Source organism: Streptomyces sp. NPDC041814 (genome assembly GCF_055590565.1).
This window is the reverse complement of the sequence record NZ_JBVJAM010000004.1, coordinates 25,936-41,737: the sequence shown is the minus strand read 5'-3', so window position 1 is coordinate 41,737 and position 15,802 is coordinate 25,936. Positions and strand designations below refer to the sequence as shown.

General features: G+C 70.3%; 11 protein-coding genes and 4 pseudogenes. 10 read left to right on the top strand and 5 right to left on the bottom strand.

Features of this window, described 5'->3' with window-relative positions:
• The first annotated feature begins 99 nt into the window (after window positions 1-99).
• The 3 genes and pseudogenes from ACZ6C6_RS12640 to ACZ6C6_RS12630 all read left to right on the top strand — a co-directional run bounded on the left by ACZ6C6_RS12640 (window position 100) and on the right by ACZ6C6_RS12630 (window position 4,102).
• A pseudogene (locus tag ACZ6C6_RS12640) lies at window positions 100-1,182 on the top strand (alcohol dehydrogenase catalytic domain-containing protein).
• Entirely contained in the window at window positions 1,179-1,718 is a 540-nt protein-coding gene (locus ACZ6C6_RS12635; protein WP_469201934.1) for an HAD family hydrolase, read from the top strand. Before ACZ6C6_RS12640 ends, ACZ6C6_RS12635 begins: the two are co-directional and overlap by 4 nt.
• On the top strand, window positions 1,715-4,102 hold the full coding sequence (locus tag ACZ6C6_RS12630; protein ID WP_469201932.1) for a glycoside hydrolase family 65 protein: 2,388 nt from the start codon (window positions 1,715-1,717) through the stop codon (window positions 4,100-4,102). The genes ACZ6C6_RS12635 and ACZ6C6_RS12630 overlap by 4 nt, the downstream gene beginning before the upstream one ends.
• A 40-nt stretch (window positions 4,103-4,142) precedes the next feature.
• Here ACZ6C6_RS12630 and ACZ6C6_RS12625 read toward each other — a convergent pair whose 3' ends face one another.
• Window positions 4,143-5,108, bottom strand: coding sequence for an Acg family FMN-binding oxidoreductase (locus tag ACZ6C6_RS12625; RefSeq protein ID WP_469201930.1), 966 nt, complete (start codon window positions 5,106-5,108; stop codon window positions 4,143-4,145).
• Window positions 5,109-5,407: 299 nt separating this feature from the next.
• Here ACZ6C6_RS12625 and ACZ6C6_RS12620 point away from each other — a divergent pair, with 299 nt between their 5' ends.
• Both ACZ6C6_RS12620 and ACZ6C6_RS12615 read left to right on the top strand, forming a co-directional pair.
• The gene (locus ACZ6C6_RS12620; protein ID WP_469201928.1) at window positions 5,408-6,268 is read left to right on the top strand and encodes a universal stress protein; all 861 of its coding nucleotides are present in this window, start codon (window positions 5,408-5,410) and stop codon (window positions 6,266-6,268) included.
• Between the two features lie 124 nt (window positions 6,269-6,392).
• On the top strand, window positions 6,393-8,123 hold the full coding sequence (locus ACZ6C6_RS12615) for a sensor histidine kinase (protein ID WP_469201926.1): 1,731 nt from the start codon (window positions 6,393-6,395) through the stop codon (window positions 8,121-8,123).
• 3 nt (window positions 8,124-8,126) lie between these two features.
• Here the strand turns inward: ACZ6C6_RS12615 and ACZ6C6_RS12610 are convergent, their stop codons facing one another.
• Complete coding sequence (locus ACZ6C6_RS12610; protein WP_469201924.1) at window positions 8,127-8,810, bottom strand: response regulator; 684 nt, start codon at window positions 8,808-8,810, stop codon at window positions 8,127-8,129.
• A 348-nt stretch (window positions 8,811-9,158) separates the two neighbouring features.
• A pseudogene (locus ACZ6C6_RS12605) lies at window positions 9,159-9,346 on the bottom strand (helix-turn-helix domain-containing protein); the annotation flags it as partial.
• 45 nt (window positions 9,347-9,391) lie between these two features.
• Between ACZ6C6_RS12605 and ACZ6C6_RS12600 the strand changes: the two are divergent.
• Window positions 9,392-9,930: pseudogene (locus tag ACZ6C6_RS12600) on the top strand (IS5 family transposase); the annotation flags it as partial.
• Window positions 9,931-9,944: 14 nt separating this feature from the next.
• Here the strand turns inward: ACZ6C6_RS12600 and ACZ6C6_RS12595 are convergent.
• Both ACZ6C6_RS12595 and ACZ6C6_RS12590 read right to left on the bottom strand, forming a co-directional pair.
• Complete coding sequence (locus tag ACZ6C6_RS12595) at window positions 9,945-11,456, bottom strand: M4 family metallopeptidase (RefSeq protein WP_469202676.1); 1,512 nt, start codon at window positions 11,454-11,456, stop codon at window positions 9,945-9,947.
• A 315-nt stretch (window positions 11,457-11,771) separates the two neighbouring features.
• A pseudogene (locus ACZ6C6_RS12590) lies at window positions 11,772-11,912 on the bottom strand (IS5/IS1182 family transposase); the annotation flags it as partial.
• A 135-nt stretch (window positions 11,913-12,047) separates the two neighbouring features.
• On the opposite strand from ACZ6C6_RS12590, the gene ACZ6C6_RS12585 reads away from it, so the two are divergent.
• The 4 genes from ACZ6C6_RS12585 to ACZ6C6_RS12570 are packed head-to-tail and all read left to right on the top strand — an operon-like array spanning window position 12,048 to window position 15,795.
• Entirely contained in the window at window positions 12,048-12,620 is a 573-nt protein-coding gene (locus ACZ6C6_RS12585; RefSeq protein ID WP_469201922.1) for a hypothetical protein, read from the top strand.
• 3 nt (window positions 12,621-12,623) lie between these two features.
• Entirely contained in the window at window positions 12,624-13,805 is a 1,182-nt protein-coding gene (locus ACZ6C6_RS12580) for a peptidoglycan-binding protein (RefSeq protein ID WP_469201920.1), read from the top strand.
• Window positions 13,802-14,512 (top strand): ABC transporter ATP-binding protein, encoded by a 711-nt coding sequence (locus ACZ6C6_RS12575; RefSeq protein WP_469201918.1) that lies wholly within the window; start codon window positions 13,802-13,804, stop codon window positions 14,510-14,512. Before ACZ6C6_RS12580 ends, ACZ6C6_RS12575 begins: the two co-directional genes overlap by 4 nt.
• Window positions 14,509-15,795, top strand: a complete 1,287-nt coding sequence (locus ACZ6C6_RS12570) for an ABC transporter permease (protein ID WP_469201916.1) — start codon at window positions 14,509-14,511, stop codon at window positions 15,793-15,795. Before ACZ6C6_RS12575 ends, ACZ6C6_RS12570 begins: the two co-directional genes overlap by 4 nt.
• Window positions 15,796-15,802 lie beyond the last annotated feature (7 nt).

The following is a 15,802-nucleotide window of genomic DNA, read 5'->3' as shown; positions in this document are numbered from 1 at the left end:
ACCCGGACCGGGGCCGACCGGCCCATGCGCCGCCGGGGACGACGGCCGAACCTGGAAGAGGGGACACCCCGTACGCCATGCAGGAGGAAGGTGGACAGCATGAGGGCCGCTGTCTTTCAGGGACCGGGCCGCATCGCCTGGCAGGACGTACCCGACCCGGACATCGTGGACCAGAGCGACGTCGTGGTGCGGGTCGACCTCGTCACCATCTGCGGAACGGACCTGCACATACTCAAGGGCGACGTCCCCGAGGTGACGCCGGGCCGGGTCCTGGGCCATGAAGCGGTCGGCACGGTTGTCGAGGCAGGCCGGGATGTCCGTACGGTACGGCCCGGCGACCGGGTCCTCATCTCGTGCATCACCGCCTGCGGGCGCTGCCGGTACTGCCGGGAAGGCCGTTACGGACAGTGCCGCGGCGGAGGCGGCTGGATCCTCGGGCACACCATCGACGGGACACAGGCCGAGTACGTCCGGGTCCCCTTCGCCGACCTGTCCGTCCACCCGCTCCCGACCGCCGTGGACAGCGCGGACGCCGTCCTGCTCGCCGACATCTTCCCCACGTCCTACGAGGTGGGCGTCCTCAACGGCTGCGTGTGACCCGCCGACGCGGTCGTCGTGGTGGGTGCAGGGCCGATCGGCCTTGCCGCGATCACCACCGCCCGCCTGTACAGCCCGGGCAGGATCGTCGCCGTCGACTTCGCCGCCTCGCGGCTGGACGCCGCGCGGGCGCTCGGTGCCGACGCCACCGTGGGCGCCGATGAGGAGCCGGAACAACTCGTCGCCGACCTGACGGACGGGCACGGCGCCGATGTCGTCATGGAGGCGGTGGGCGTGCCGGAGGCGTTCGAGAGCTGCACCCGCATGGTCCGGCCGGGCGGCCACGTCGCCAACATCGGGGTGCACGGAAAGCCTGCGACACTCCACCTCGAAGACCTGTGGATCAAGGACGTCACGCTCACCACCGGCCTGGTGGACACCGCGTCCACCCCCATGCTGCTGCGCATGCTGGCGGCCGGCCGACTGCCGACAGCGCAGCTGGTCACCCACCGGTTCGAACTCGGGCAGATGGAGGAGGCGTACGACGTGTTCGGTCGCGCGGCCGATACCGGAGCCATCAAGGTCGTACTCGGCGCCCCGCAGCACACAGCCGTGCAAGTCCCGACAACTCCGGCCGCCGCGTGAAAATCCCTCAGGCACCCGGGGCGGTGAAGCGCGAGACCGACGGTGTGCTGCGTGACGCGGCGGCCGTGCATGCCGCAGCGCGGACGACCGCGCTCGGCGTCTGCCTCGGCGCGAACCCGGAGGCCGAGGCGTCCTGCGACGGGGAACGCGAGTGCCGCCGCTTCGTGGACGGCCGCTCCCGCTATGAGGGAGCCGATGCTTTCCTGCGCCACCGAGGCATCCGCCTGCCGCCCAGCGGGCCCGTCCTCGTCGTGGACGGCGATGACACCGCCCGCCTCGCGCTGCCCAGGCAACCGGACCGCGCGCTCCTCCTCCATGCGGCGAGCCGGTTCGGGGCCCGCCTTCACGACACCGCCGTGGTGGAGGACGCGCCGGCCGGCGTACAGGCACGGCGGCGCGGAGGCTTCGAGCGCGTCATCGGCCCGGACCGCGGGCGCGACGCGCGCGGCTCGGTCGCCTTGCGCCGGGAGGGCGCCGACCTGGCCGTCTCCGACCTCCTGGTCCTAGTGCTGAACATGTGGGGCGAGCCACGATGAGCGCCGGGTGGACCTGGGGCTACGACCGCTACGAACCAGAATCCGAGCGGCTGGTCGAGGCACTGTGCGCACTCGGCAACGGCAGGTTCGCCACCCGGGGCTCCGCACCCGAATGCCCCGCCGGACCCGTCCACTACCCGGGCACCTACCTCGCCGGCTGCTACGACCGGCGCAGCTCGGCCGTCGCCGGCCGCACGGTGACCAACGAGGACATGGTCAACCTGCCCAACTGGACCCTGTTGCGCTACCGCTGCCTCCCGGACGACGGACCGCCCGGCCCTTGGCTGACGCCCGACTCTGCGGACCTGCGCCACTATCACGTGCGGCTGGACCTGCGCGCCGGGACGCTCACCCGGCAGCTGTTCTTCCGGGATGCCGAGGGACGCTCATTGCGCGTCGTCCATACACGGCTCGTGCACATGGGGGACCCGTGCCTGGCCGCCCAGCGCAGCACCTTCCGGGCCTACGGGTGGAGCGGCACCATCGAGGTGGAGTCCGTCCTCGACGGAGCGGTCACCAACGCCGGGGTGGAGCGGTACCGGAATCTGGACGGCCGCCATCTCACCGGCCACCGAAGCGGGTTCGAACCCGGCGGCACCGCCTGGCTGACCTGCCGCACCCGCGACCCTGGCACCCGCTTCGCCCTGGCGGTCCGTACGGTCACCACTCCTCCGGCGCCCGCCGCGCAGACGGCCACACGCACCGCCCCTGTCCAGACCTACCGCTTGCCCGTCGCCCGGCGCCACGCGGTGAGCGTCGTGAAGACCCTGGCGCTGCGCACCTCCGCCGACCGCCCGGCCGGTGACCCACGCGCGGAGGCGTGCGCCGCAGTCGCCGATGTCGCGTTTTCCCGCCTCCTGGCCACGCACAAGGCGGCTTGGCGGCGTCTCTGGGAGCAGGGTGAGCTGCACGTACCCGGCGAAGCCGGCCGTATTCTGCACCTGCACGTCTTCCACGTACTCCAGACGCTCTCCCCGCACACCGCCGACCTCGACGTCGGCGTCCCCGCGAGGGGACTGCACGGCGAGGCGTACCGGGGTCATGTCTTCTGGGACGAGCTTTTCGTCCTGCCCTACCTGAACCTGCACTTTCCCGAGGTGGCGAGGGCGCTGCTCATGTACCGCCGCCGTCGGCTTCCCGCCGCGCGCACGGCCGCCCGCGACCTCGGGGGCCACGGTGCCGTGTTCCCTTGGCAGAGTGCCGGTTCGGGTCGCGAGGAGACCCAGGAGTTGCACCTCAATCCACGTTCCGGGCGGTGGCTGCCCGATCGCTCGCGTCTCCAGCGGCACGTCGGCTCGGCCGTCGCCTACGACGTCTGGCGGTATGCGCGGACCACCGGCGACCGCGCCTTCCTCCACTCGGCAGGTGCCGAGATCCTCTTGGACGTGGCTCGGTACTGGGCGGAGATCGCTCAGTACGACACGGACGTCCGCAGATATCGCATCCGAGGAGTGGTCGGTCCTGACGAATACCACGATGCCTACCCAGGCACGGACGGGCCGGGCATCGACGACAATACGTATACGAACGCCACCGCTGCCTGGGTCCTCGTCCGGGGCCTCGACCTCTTGAACGAACTGCCTACCGCGCGCCGTAGGGAACTGGCTGAGCAACTGTCTCTCGGCAGCGAGGAGCTGGCGCGGTGGGAGGACGTCTCACGCCACTTGTACATCCCGTTCCACCGTGGAGTGATCAGCCAGTTTCAGGGCTACGGCGACCTGGCGGAACTCGACTGGGAGGGCTACCGCGCCCGGTATGGCGACATCCGCCGTCTCGACCGCATCCTGGAGGCCGAGGGCGACACCGTCAATCGCTACCAGGCCACCAAACAGGCCGACACCCTCATGCTCGGCTACCTCTTCCGGCCCCGGGAACTGCACGAGCTGTTTGCCCGGCTCGGCTACCGACTGGATGACGACTCCTGGCGTGCGACCGAGGCGTACTACCTGCGCCGCACCAGCCACGGTTCGACGCTCAGCAGCCTCGTGCACGGCTGGCTGAGCACGCGGAACATGGGTGCGGATGCCTGGCGCTACTGCGAGGAGGCCCTGCTCGGGGACGTGGCCGACCTGCAGGGCGGCACGACCGGCGAGGGCATCCACCTAGGGGCCATGGCGGGCACGGTCGACCTCGTCGAGCGCGGCATCACCGGCTTGGAGGCCGGTCACGAAGGGCTGCAGATCAAGCCCGTCCCCTTGGCGCAGATCCCCCGCTTCTCGTTCACGATCTGCTACCGCGGCCACCGGGGGATCCGGGTCCGCGTCCTGCCCGGGCGGCTCGCTGTCCGCGTACCCAAGTCGCCCCGGAGCCCGGTCCCCGTTCTGCTGCCGGACGGGCGGGAGGTCAGTGTCACACCGGGGGAGGAGCGCTGGTTCCGGCTGTGAGCCGGTATCTGGGCGACGCGGCAGCGCTCGGCAGACCGCCTCAGACGAAGACGAGGACGTCGCAGACCGGCCGCCGCGGTGTGGCCCGGCCGTGCGGCCCGTACCCCAGGCGCAGCAGCATCTGGACGGAGCCCGTAGTGGAACGGGGATCGCGCGACAGCGCCCGCAGCTCCGGCCACTCCAGCGGCTGGGACATGAGCGACGTGGACAGGCCGTCTGCCGTGGCACGCAACAGGACTCGGTGAAGGGCCTGCCCCGCTGCAAGCCAATCACGCGGAGTGTCGTCCCGCGTACCGAGCAGGGCGATCTGGGGGTGCTTCTCAAACCGGGCAGAGGCTCGGTAAGGCCCCGAATGCTGAGGCTCGAAGTCCCGCACCGGCGAGGTGACGTCGAACTGCCGAGGCCCGAAGGCGTACGCGGGTATCCCCTGCGTGCTCCCGTCGTCGTCCGTTTGGGTACGCGTCCACCCAGCGACCTCCGCGCGCATGTGAGGGTCGGCGGCCTCCAAACGCTCGGAGTCGCGTACGAGCTCCATGAGAGCGTCGATGAACCAGTCCCCTGGGACATCCAGGCGGCAGCCTTCACGAGCCGCTGCGGCCCTCAGCCCCGCCATGATCTCGGCCGGGATCCGCTCGTCCGTGAACGGGAAACGGCTGGTGTGCCGCTCCCGGAGCGCCGGATAAAGCGCGGCCACCTCTTCGTCTCCGGCGTGATCCGACCCCCCGGGACGGAGGCGTACGTCGGCCAAGTGCCAAGGGTCGCGGGGAGCGGGCAGCAGTTCCACCTCCGCCTCCAGGTGCTGGTGCGCGGCGGCCACACGCAGACCGAACAGGGCCGCACCGCAGCCCAGGTGCAGTGCGCGGTGGACCGGATCGGCGTGCGGCATCTCCCGCGACTGGTCACCGTAGAGCTCGACGGTGTCAGTGACCGTTCGGTGGCGGAATTTCCACGGCTGCGCGTTGTGCATGGACGGGGCGCAGGTCGCGTCTTCGATCAGCGACGCCACGAGGGTACGGGTGAGAGCAAGGTATGTCACGGTTTGTCCTGTCCGCCGGCCACGGTGCCAGGTCGGCCTGTGCGCGAAGGGAGCACGGATGCCCCTATCACCACGGTCTCTGAATCGCCGGCGGACGGCGAGGGCCGTACGGTCCATGCTCCGGGCCGGTCGGGCTCGAGAGCCGATGGACTTCGGGACGTTCGGCCCCCGGCCGGCCCCTGGGAGGCCCCTTCGAGTGCCGCCTCCGAAGTGCCAAAGTGGAAGGAGACCGAAGCAAGGCGGCCGCGTCCTTGGGACAGGAGCGGATCATGAGCAGCACGACGGAACACGACGAGATCGCCGTCGGCATCGACCCGTCGAGGGACTGGCGTCTTACCGCGACCTGGGCGGCCGACGAGGCCCACCGGCGCCATCTGGCCTTGCGGCTGGTAGTGGCCGTGCCCCCACAGCACGACACCCATCACGTCGACGACACCCCACGCCACATGGTCCGGGGACTGGAGGGAAAGCATGCCGTGAGCGCGGCGGCGGACTGGGTCCGAGAGCGTCGGCCGCACCTCAAGATCGCCACTTCGGTGGTCGACGGCTTCCCGGCGCAGGTCATGACGCGTGTCTCGCAGGACGCGGTCATGGTCGTACTCGGCTCCCGGCATCTCAGCCGGGCCGAGGAGTACCTCAGCGCGGGCGCACTCGTCGTCCCCGTCACCGCCCAGGCCCGTTGCCCGGTCGTGGTGGTGGGCGAGGCCGGGCACAGCACGCAGGAGCCGCCCTTCCTCGTCGTGGGCGTCGACGGCAGCACGTCCTCTCTGGCGGCCCTCGCATTCGCCTTCGAGGAAGCGGACCTCAGGCAGGCTGGGCTGCGTGCCATCGCGGTGTGGCAGCCACCCGTCTTCTCCCTCCGTTCGAGTGACACCATGTTCGAGGCCGAGCGCAGGCAGCTCTCGGAGATCACCGCCGGCTGGGCCGAGGAGTACCCCGGCGTCCGCCTGACCCACGAAGTCCGCATCGGCTCACCCGTCGAGATTCTGGCGGAAGCCGGCGAGCACGCCCTGGCCCTGATCGTCGGCCGCCGCGGCCGGGGCGGCTACACCGGCATGCGCGTCGGCTCCGCCGTCCACGGGCTCCTGCACCGAGCCCACTGCCCGGTCATCACCGTCCCTCCCCAGTGACCCCGTACGGCCAAACGCGTCATCACCGCTTGCGGTACGTGAGGACGGCGCGCGCCAGCGGAGCTACGGTGAAGCGGGGGATCGGAAACGACGTACGCCGAACCCCCAGCCGCCGGAGGTGCCGATGGGGCCGGAGGAGAGCCGACGCGGCGGAGCACGGTCTCCGCGCCTGGGACTCGACGAACTCCTGGGTGAACTCCAGGTGCGGCTGGACGAGGTCCGCAGCACCCGGGAGAAGCTGGGCGAACTGCTGAAGGCCGTCATGTCCGTCGGCCAGGACCTCGACCTCACCCAGGTCCTGCGCACGATCGTGGAGTCCGCCGTGACGCTGGTCGACGCGGAATACGGCGCCCTCGGCGTCATCGGCGACGACCAGCGGCTCTCCCGATTCCTCACCTCCGGCATCGACGACGAACTCCACGAGCGGATCGGCGCACTGCCCTCCGGCCACGGCATCCTCGGGGAGCTCATCCGGCACCCCGAACCGCTGCGCCTGGCCGAGCTGGCCGACCACCCCGCCTCGTACGGCTTTCCGCCCCACCATCCACCGATGCACTCGTTCCTCGGTGTACCGATCCGGGTGCGGGACGAGGTGTTCGGCAACCTCTACCTGACCGAGAAGCGCGGTGGCGGCAGTTTTGACGACCAGGACGAGGCCGTGGTGACGACACTGGCCGTCGCCGCCGGCATCGCGATCGAGAACGCCCGGCTCTACGAGGAGGCGCGCCTGCGCCAGCTCTGGCTGGCCGCCGGTGCCGATTTCACCGGCGCGCTGCTTTCCGGATCCGGGGAGCAGGAAGTCCTCGACGGCATGCTCGACCGAGCCGTGGACATCGTTGACGCCGACATGGGCGTGTACTACCTCGTCGGGCCGGACGGTTCACTGCGCGGGTCGATGGCGAGCGGTGACGGTGCCGACCGGCACCGGGGTGTCGTGCTGCCCATCATCGACGGGACCGTGGCGGCCGCGGCACTTGCCGCAGGCGGGCTCGTCATCCTCGCGGACATCGAAAGGGACGGGCGGATCGCGGCCCAGACCGAGCGCTGGCAAGGTTTCGGCCCGGCGGTCGCCGCGACAGTGGGTACAAAGGACCGCCTGAGCGGCGTACTCATCCTCCTGCGACGCCAAGGCCGGCCCGAGTTCACCGCCACCGAGACCGCTGCGCTGCCCGCATTCACCGGATCCGCCGCCCTGGCCCTGGAACTGGCCGAACGACGCCGCGACGCCGAACAGATGAGTCTCCTGGAGGATCGCGATCGCATCGCCCGAGACCTGCACGACCTCGCGATCCAGCGCCTCTTCGCCACCGGCATGACGCTCCAGAGCGCCCGCCGATTCGTCGAACACCCGGTGGCCAGAGATCGCGTGGTCCGGGCCATCGACGACCTCGACATCACCATCAAAATCATCCGATCGACCATCTTCGGTCTCCGCGAGCACTCCGAGCCCGCGAACGCCCCCAAGCTCAGGAGCCGGGTCCTCGGCGCGGTCGACGCCGCCGCACCGACGCTGGGCTTCGCCCCCTCGCTGCGCATGGAGGGCCTGCTCGACACCGATGTTCCGGCAGCAATGGGCGACGAGGTGATCGCGGTGGTGACCGAAGCGCTGACCAACGTGGCGCGTCACGCGAGAGCCAGGACGGCGGAAGTGGCGGTCGTCGCGCAGCCCGACACCCTGACCGTCACGGTCAGTGACGACGGGCTGGGCATGCGGAACGACGGCAAGCGCAGCGGTCTTCGAAACCTGAGCGAGCGCGCGGAACGACTGGGGGGAGGCCTCGACGCTCGCACCCGGCCGCCACCCGACCGCGGGACGACACTCACCTGGTGGGTCCCGCTGAAAGAGGAAAGCTGAGAGCTACATGGAGTCGGATCCGTTCTCGTGCACGTGCGCGGCGATCACCGCCACTTGGACGCGCCGCTCCACGCCCAGCTTTCCCAATAGCCGAGAGATGTGATTCTTGACGGTCTTCTCCGAAAGATAGAGCCGCTGCGCGATCTGCCGATTGGTAAGCCCTTCGCCGATCAGGTCCAGCACCGCGAGTTCCCGCTCCGACAGCCCCGCCAGACGCTCATCCTCAGGGGATCTCCCCGTCTCGGGGCCGCGCAGTGAACGCATCAGCCTTGCCGTGGTGGCCGGATCGAGCATCGACTGCCCCGTCGCCACCGTCCGGATCGCCGCCAGCAAGTCGGACCCGTTGATCTGCTTCAGCACGTACCCCGCCGCACCCGCCATGATGGCGTCGAGCAGCGCCTCCTCGTCGTCGAACGAGGTGAGCATCAGACAAGCCAGTCCCGGCATCGCGGAGCGCAGGTCCCGGCACACCCCGATCCCGTCACCATCGGGCAGGCGCACATCGAGGACGGCCACATCAGGCCGCAGAGCGGGACCCCTGGCCACCGCCTGCTGCACCGTTGCCGCCTCTCCCACCACCTCCATGTCGGGCTCGTCGTCGATCAGGTCGCGCAGTCCCCGGCGGACGACCTCGTGGTCATCCACGAGGAAGACTCCAGTAAGCGCTTCGGGTGCTGGACCGGACATGGCGGCCTCTCTGCTCGGCGGACACATACCTGCCCCCACCCAGAAATTGTCCTGCACCAGGCGCCTCGCGCCCACTGCAGAGACCTGCTACGGCAGGCTGACGGGTCGCCTCGGGCGTTGATCCACTTCGCTGTCGAATCCACGCAGCGTGCATCGAGCACGGCATCATCCACCTGCAGAACTGGCGGCACTGGCCCGCCGCCTTACGAGTTGGTGCGTGGTAGTGGGTGAGGCGTGTTGGTCTGTTGGAGGACCGCTGGTTCAGGCTTGAGCGCTGCGGTCGGAGATGAGGCCGGCGATGGCGCGGCAGGTGTCGGCCAGGCGGTCGCGGCGGTGGGTCCTGGGGGTCAGTTGTGTCAGCGTCCGAAGACGCAGGCCAGGACGGTCGGGGACCGCGCACCCCGCTCGGCAAGAAGCGTGCGTATCTCCGCGATCGCACGAGTGATGGTGGAACGGTCGACACCGAACAGCAGGCCCAGCACCGAATGCGGAAGGTCATGCCGCAGATGGATCAATGTGGCAACCAGCCGGTCCACCGACCACCACGCACACCACCACGAGGCAAGAACGACTCCAGTGCCCATCGGCGGGTGATCAACGGTGTTCTCTACCGGGTGCGGACCGGTGTGCAGTGGCGGGATCTGCCCGAGCGGTTCGGGCCGTGGGAGACGGTCTATGAACGGCATCGTCGCTGGTCGGCCGATGGGGCCTGGCAGATGCTGCTGTCCCGCATCCAGGCGGCCGAGGACGCGGCGGGCGGGATCGACTGGGATGTGTCGGTGGACTCGACGGCTGTGCGAGCCCACCGGCACGCCGCCGGCGCGAGGAAGGTATCCCCGGCCGCCGTTCCTCCAAAGGGGGCCGAGCGGGGGACGAAGCAGGTCGATGCGGTGCTGCGGAAACTGGCCGTCCGGCTGGACGGGGTGGTCAGATCGGCGAGTGTCTGGGACGTTCCCGCGGAGGATTCACCACCAAGATCCACCTCGCCGCCGACGGGCGACGCCGGCCCCTCGCGTTCGTCCTGACACCCGGACACTACGGGGACGGACCCCGACTCGAACGGGTCCTGGAGCAGGTGTCGGTGCCCCGCACCGGGAGTCGGCCGGCCTCAGAACGTGATCCGGGAAGCAGCCCCTAGTTGACGCTGATCGCGGACCAGGCGGCGGCGACGGCCGCGCGCTCGGTGCTGCCGGCCCCGTAGAGGTCGGTAGCTGCCTGGAGGGTCGCGGTACGGGCTGTCGCGTAGTCGGTGGACGAGGTCATGTATGTGGTGAGTGCCTTGTACCAGATCTGGACGGCCTTGTCCTGGCCGATTCCGGTGACGGTGGAACCGTTGGCGGTGGGGGAGTTGTACGTGACGCCGCCGATCGTCTTGGTGCCGCTGCCCTCGGACAGCAGGTAGAAGAAGTGGTTGGCCGGCCCGGACGAGTAGTGGACATCAAGGCGGCCCACGGACTTCGACCAGTAGTCGGCCGAGCTGCCGTCCTTGCTGGGCTTGTCCATGTAGCGCAGCGGGGTGCCGTTGCCGTTGATGTCGATCTTCTCGCCGATGAGGTAGTCGCCGGGGTCGCTGCTGTTCGCGGCGTAGAACTCGACTGCGGTGCCGAACATGTCGCTGGTCGCTTCGTTCAGGCCACCGGATTCCCGGCTGTACTTCAGCCCGGCGGTGGACGCGGTCAGGCCGTGGCTCATTTCGTGACCGGCGACGTCCAGCGAGGTGAGAGGTTTGGTGTTGCCCGTGCCGTCACCATAGGTCATGCAGAAGCAGTTGTCCGACCAGAACGCGTTGACGTAGGCGTTGCCGTAGTGGACCCGGGAGTACGCGGCCTTGCCGTCACCGGCGATGCCGTTGCGCCCCAGTTTGTTCTTGTAGAAGTCCCAGGTCATGGCCGCGCCGTAGTGGGCGTCCACGGCAGCGGTCTGCCGGTTGGTCGCCAGCCCGTTGCCCCAGACGTCGTCGGCGTCGGTGAAGAGTGTGCCGGTCCCGGTGGAGCCGCCGTTCAGGTCGTAGGTGCTGTGCCCGCCGCGGGTGGCGTCGGTCAGGGAGAAGGAGGTTCCTGACCCGGTCGTGCCCAGGGGGACGCTTCCGCTGTACTGGCTGGTGCCCGATCCCGTCTCGACTGCCTCGTAGGAGTAGAGCTCCTTGCCATTGGCGGCATCGGAGATGATGTGGCGTTCACTCGGGGTTCCGTCGTGCTGAGTGCCGGTGACGACCGTCTCGTATGCGAGTGCGGGCTTTCCCGTGGCGGCCCAGATGACCTTCCGGGCATCGGATCCCGCGCTCGGAGCGGCTGTCGTGGGTGTCGTGGTCGGGACGGATATCTTCGCTTCCGTGGCCCGGGAGACGCCCTTGAGGGTTCCGTTTTTCGCAGTGTGGGTGATCAGGTCGCCGCCGAGAACGGGCAGTCCGGCGTAGGTGCGTTCGTAGCGGGTGTGGACGGTTCCGTCCGCGTCCTTGATCACATCGCGGGCGACGAGCTTCTCCTTGCCGCCCAGTTGGATCTTTTTGGCGACAGAAGCGGCTTCGGCCTGAGCTTCTTTGATGGCCGCCGCGCGCTGGGAGGCGCTGATCGGCAGAGCGGTGGCGCCCGGCGCCGGGTCCGGTGCCGCGCCTGCCGAGTTTGCCTGTACTCCGACGACGACCATGGCGGCGGACGCGGCGATGGCAGCGGTACGCAGAGCGATTCTCACGCGGTCTCCTTGACTTGGCACACACGAGGTGAGCGAGGTTCCGCAGAGAATGGCACCGGCCAGCACCTGCTTGACAGTGACAGGTCAAACTCTTGACCGGATCTTGTCCTGAGGGAGTGGTCCGCTGTCCGCTATGCGGTCGTCCAGACCGAGGTGCGACGTTCATGGGGACCGGGAAGCAGCCTGTCGTACTGACCCTCTCAACCCTCGAGCCGCTGCTCTCCCTGTGGGCCCTGCCGACATGGAGCGGGCGCAGAAGATGCCTGGGCGACGATTGAAGGCAGGCGGCCGGCCGCCGTGGCTGCCCCGACGAGGCTGGTGGCCCTGCTGGTCGGCTGGGGCCGGGGTGACCGCCCCAATCCCTCGTCGTCGCAGGTGTTCGCGGATGGCCCGGGAGGAGTACGCCTTTTCGTCCTCTTTGCACGTGCCTTTGCCGGACCGCATGGCAGTCGGACAGGTTCTTCAAAGGTTCTTCATCGTTCCGCTCCTACGTTCGCCCTGCCCGCCGTGCCTGCGGCCGGGCCCGACAGGGAGAGCGGGAGAACGATGAGGGAGAACTGGGTACGGCCGGCCGTCGCGGCCTCGGTCATGGTCTTCGTACTGGCCGGCTGCGGCGGAGGCGACGGCGGCGCGGAGGTGCCGACGGCCGGTGGCGGGAAGGTGTCGGCCACGGCCGAGGGGGGAAAGGCCACGGACGACGTGGCCGCGTACGTGCAGGCGCAGCGCGCGTACGTGAAGTGCCTGCGAGAACACGGCGTGGATGCCCCGGACCCCGACGCGAAGGGCACGATTGACTTCGGCGAGGGCGACCAGCGACATGCGCTGAAGCAGGACCCGAAGTTCGGGGCCGCCCAGGAGAAGTGCGCCGCGTACGTCTCCGCCGTGCCCGAGAGCATCGAGAAGGGCAACCAGCCCAAGCTGTCGGCCGCCCAGATCAAGGTGAAGCGCGAGTACGCAGCCTGCATGCAGAAGAACGGTGCCGCCGACTTCCCCGACCCCGGTCCCGACGGCCTCGGCCAGGGCGAGTGGGACCAGAGCGCGGCCGGAGCGAAGCGGGCCGCCCGGATGTGCGGGCCGATCGTCGGGGTCCCCGAGAGCGCGGGTCCGGGCGAGGGCTGAGCGGTGGAGAACGAAACAGACTTCGATGAGGAGCGTGGGCCTCGCGGACGGCGGACATTTCTCGTCGTCGCCGGTGTGGCCGTCGTGGCGGCGGTCGCGGTGACCGGGGCTCTCGGGTTCGGCGGCGGCCGGGACGAGGAACCGAAAGCCCCTCCCAGGGCCAGATCGACCGTCCCCATCACCCGGGCGACGCTGACCGAACGCACCACGGTGGACGGCGCCTTGGGATACGGTCCCGAGATCCCGCTGCCGGTCAAGGCGACGGGCACGGTGACCTGGCTGCCCGTGTCCGGCACGACCGCGGAGCGCGGGGACACGCTGCTGCGCGTCGATGACCGCCCGACGGTGCTGCTCTACGGGGCGCTGCCTATGTACCGCGACCTCGCCCTGACCCCGGCCGCCCCGGAGGACGACGAGGCAGAAGGGGCCGACAAGGCTGAAGGGTCAGAAGAATCCGGCAAGGACGCGCACCCGGCCGCCCACGAACCCGTACGGGGCATGGACGTTATGCAGTTCGAGACGAACCTCGCCGCCCTCGGCTACACGGGCTTCACGGTGGACGAGACGTTCACGGAGGGCACCGCCGCGGCGGTCGAGCGCTGGCAGAAGTCGCTCGGCCTGCCGCAGACCGGCACGGTCGGCGCCGGGGACGTCATCTACACCGCCGGGCGGATACGGATCGGCCGGCCCGGCGTCCGGCTGGGCGCCGCCGTCGGAGAGGGCGCGCTCACCTACACCGGCACGACCCGCAAGGTCGTCGTCAACGCCTCTGCGTCCGAGGCTTCCTGGGCCGTGCGCGGCGCAGACGTCACGATCCGGCTGCCCGACGAGACCCCTGTGAAGGGGCGGGTGGCATCCGTGGGGAAACAGGCTGACGAGGCCGCGGGGGGCGGCGGCACGGACGAGCGGGCGGCGACCGTGCCGGTGACCCTCACCATCAAGGACCAGAAGACCGTGGGGAAATGGGAGAGCGGGCCCGTGACCGTCGAGTACGTGGGGCGGCGGGCCGAGAACGTGCTGACCGTCCCGGTCGCCGCCCTGGTCGCCCTCGCGGAGGGTGGCCACGGCCTGGAGAAGGCGGACGGCACTTTCGTTGCGGTGAAGACCGGGCTGTTCGCGGACGGGGACGTGGAGGTGAGCGGTCCGGCGGTCCGCGAGGGCTTGAAGGTGAGGATTCCGGAATGAGCGGGGAGTGCTCGGCGGTCGTGGAATTCGATGCCGTCTCCAAGACGTATCCCGGCGGGGTCCACGCCGTCCGTGACGTCAGCCTGCGGATCGGACCCAGGGAGCTGGTCGCCGTCGTCGGCCCTTCGGGCTCCGGCAAGTCGAGCATGCTGCATCTGATGGGGAGCCTGGACCGGCCGTCCTCGGGCCGTGTGCTGATCGACGGCCACGACGTGGCGAAGCTGTCCGACCGGGAGGTCTCGGCGCTCCGGGCGACCAGGATCGGCTTCGTCTTTCAGCAGTTCCACCTGTCCGTCGGTGTCCCGGTGCTCGACGCGGTCGGGGACGGCCTGCTCTACGCGGGGGTGCCGCTGCGCCGACGCAGGGCCCGGGCAGCCGCCGCGCTCGCCCGGGTGGGGCTCAGCCACCGCGTCCACCACCTTCCGCATCAGCTCTCCGGCGGTGAGCGGCAGCGGGTCGCGGTCGCCCGCGCGGTGGTCGGCGACCCCGCGGTGCTGCTGGCCGACGAGCCGACCGGGAACCTCGACTCCGCTTCGGGGGCAGCAGTGCTGGACCTGCTGCACGGGCTGCACGCGGCGGGCACCACGGTCGTCGTCATCACCCATGACCAGGAGATCGCGGCCGGGCTCCCCCGCCGCCTCGACATGCGGGACGGCCGGCTGACCGGTGACGTCACCCGCGGCTCGACGATCGGAGCACCCCGATGACGGAGCGCACGCATACTCCCGGGCCGGCCCGGGAAGAGGCCGGGGTGCCCTTGCCGTTCCCACCCCGGCCGGTGCGGAACCGCCGGCGGCGTCCGTTCCGCCTGCGCCCCGCTCGCCTGCGCCTCGCCGACGTCGTACGACTCGGCTCCACCGGGCTGCGCACCCGCCCCCTCCGCGTCTTCCTCTCCGCCCTCGGGATCGCCATCGGAGTCGCCGCCATGATCGCGGTGGTCGGCATCTCCGGCTCCGGCCAGGCCGAGGTGGACCGCAGGCTCGACGCGCTCGGGACCAATCTGCTGCGGGTCGCCCCCGGTGAGTCCCTGTCCGGCGAGAAGGCCGAACTCCCCGAGGAGTCCGTAGCGATGATCCGCCGTATCCCGCCGGTCCAGCAGGTCGCCGCCACGGGCGAGACCAACGCGCACGTCTACCGCAACGAGCGCATCGCCATCGGGCGCACAGGTTCGCTGAGCGTCCTGGCGGCGGACACCGGCCTGCTGCCGGCCGTCGGCGGGCGCCTCCGCGAGGGCCGCTGGCTGGACTCCGCCACCGAGGAGTACCCGGCGGTCGTGCTCGGGGCGACGGCCGCCCAGCGGCTGGACGTGTACCGGCCGGGCATCCGGGTCTGGATCGGCGGCCGTTGGTTCTCGCTGATCGGTGTCCTGGACCCGGTGCCGCTCGCCCCGGAGCTCAACAGCGCCGCCCTGGTCGGCCGGCCGGCCGCGCGGACCTACCTCCGCTACGACGGCCACCCCTCCACGGTCTACGTACGAGCGGAGGACAGCCGGGTGACCGCGGTGCGGGACGTGCTCCCGGCCACGGCGTACCCCGAGAAGCCGGGCGAGGTGCGCATCTCGCGGCCCTCGGACGCGCTCGCCGCCCGCGAGGCCACCGAATCCGCGCTGACCGGGCTGCTGCTGGGCCTCGGCGGGGTCGCCCTACTGGTCGGCGGGGTCGGCGTCGGCAACACCATGGTGATCTCCGTACTGGAACGGCGTACGGAAATAGGGCTGCGCCGCGCGCTCGGCGCGACCCGGGCGCAGATCCGCACGCAGTTCGTGATGGAGTCACTGCTGCTGTCGCTCATCGGCGGACTCGCCGGCACGGTCCTGGGGACGCTGATCACCTCGGGGTATGCCCTCAGCCGCGACTGGCCTACGGTCGTGCCCGCGTGGGCGAGCGCCGCGGGCATCGGGTCGACCCTGGTCATCGGCGCGGCCGCCGGGTTGTATCCGGCGGTACGGGCCAGCAGACTGGCACCTACCCAGGCGCTGGCCGGCACCTGACAGGAGG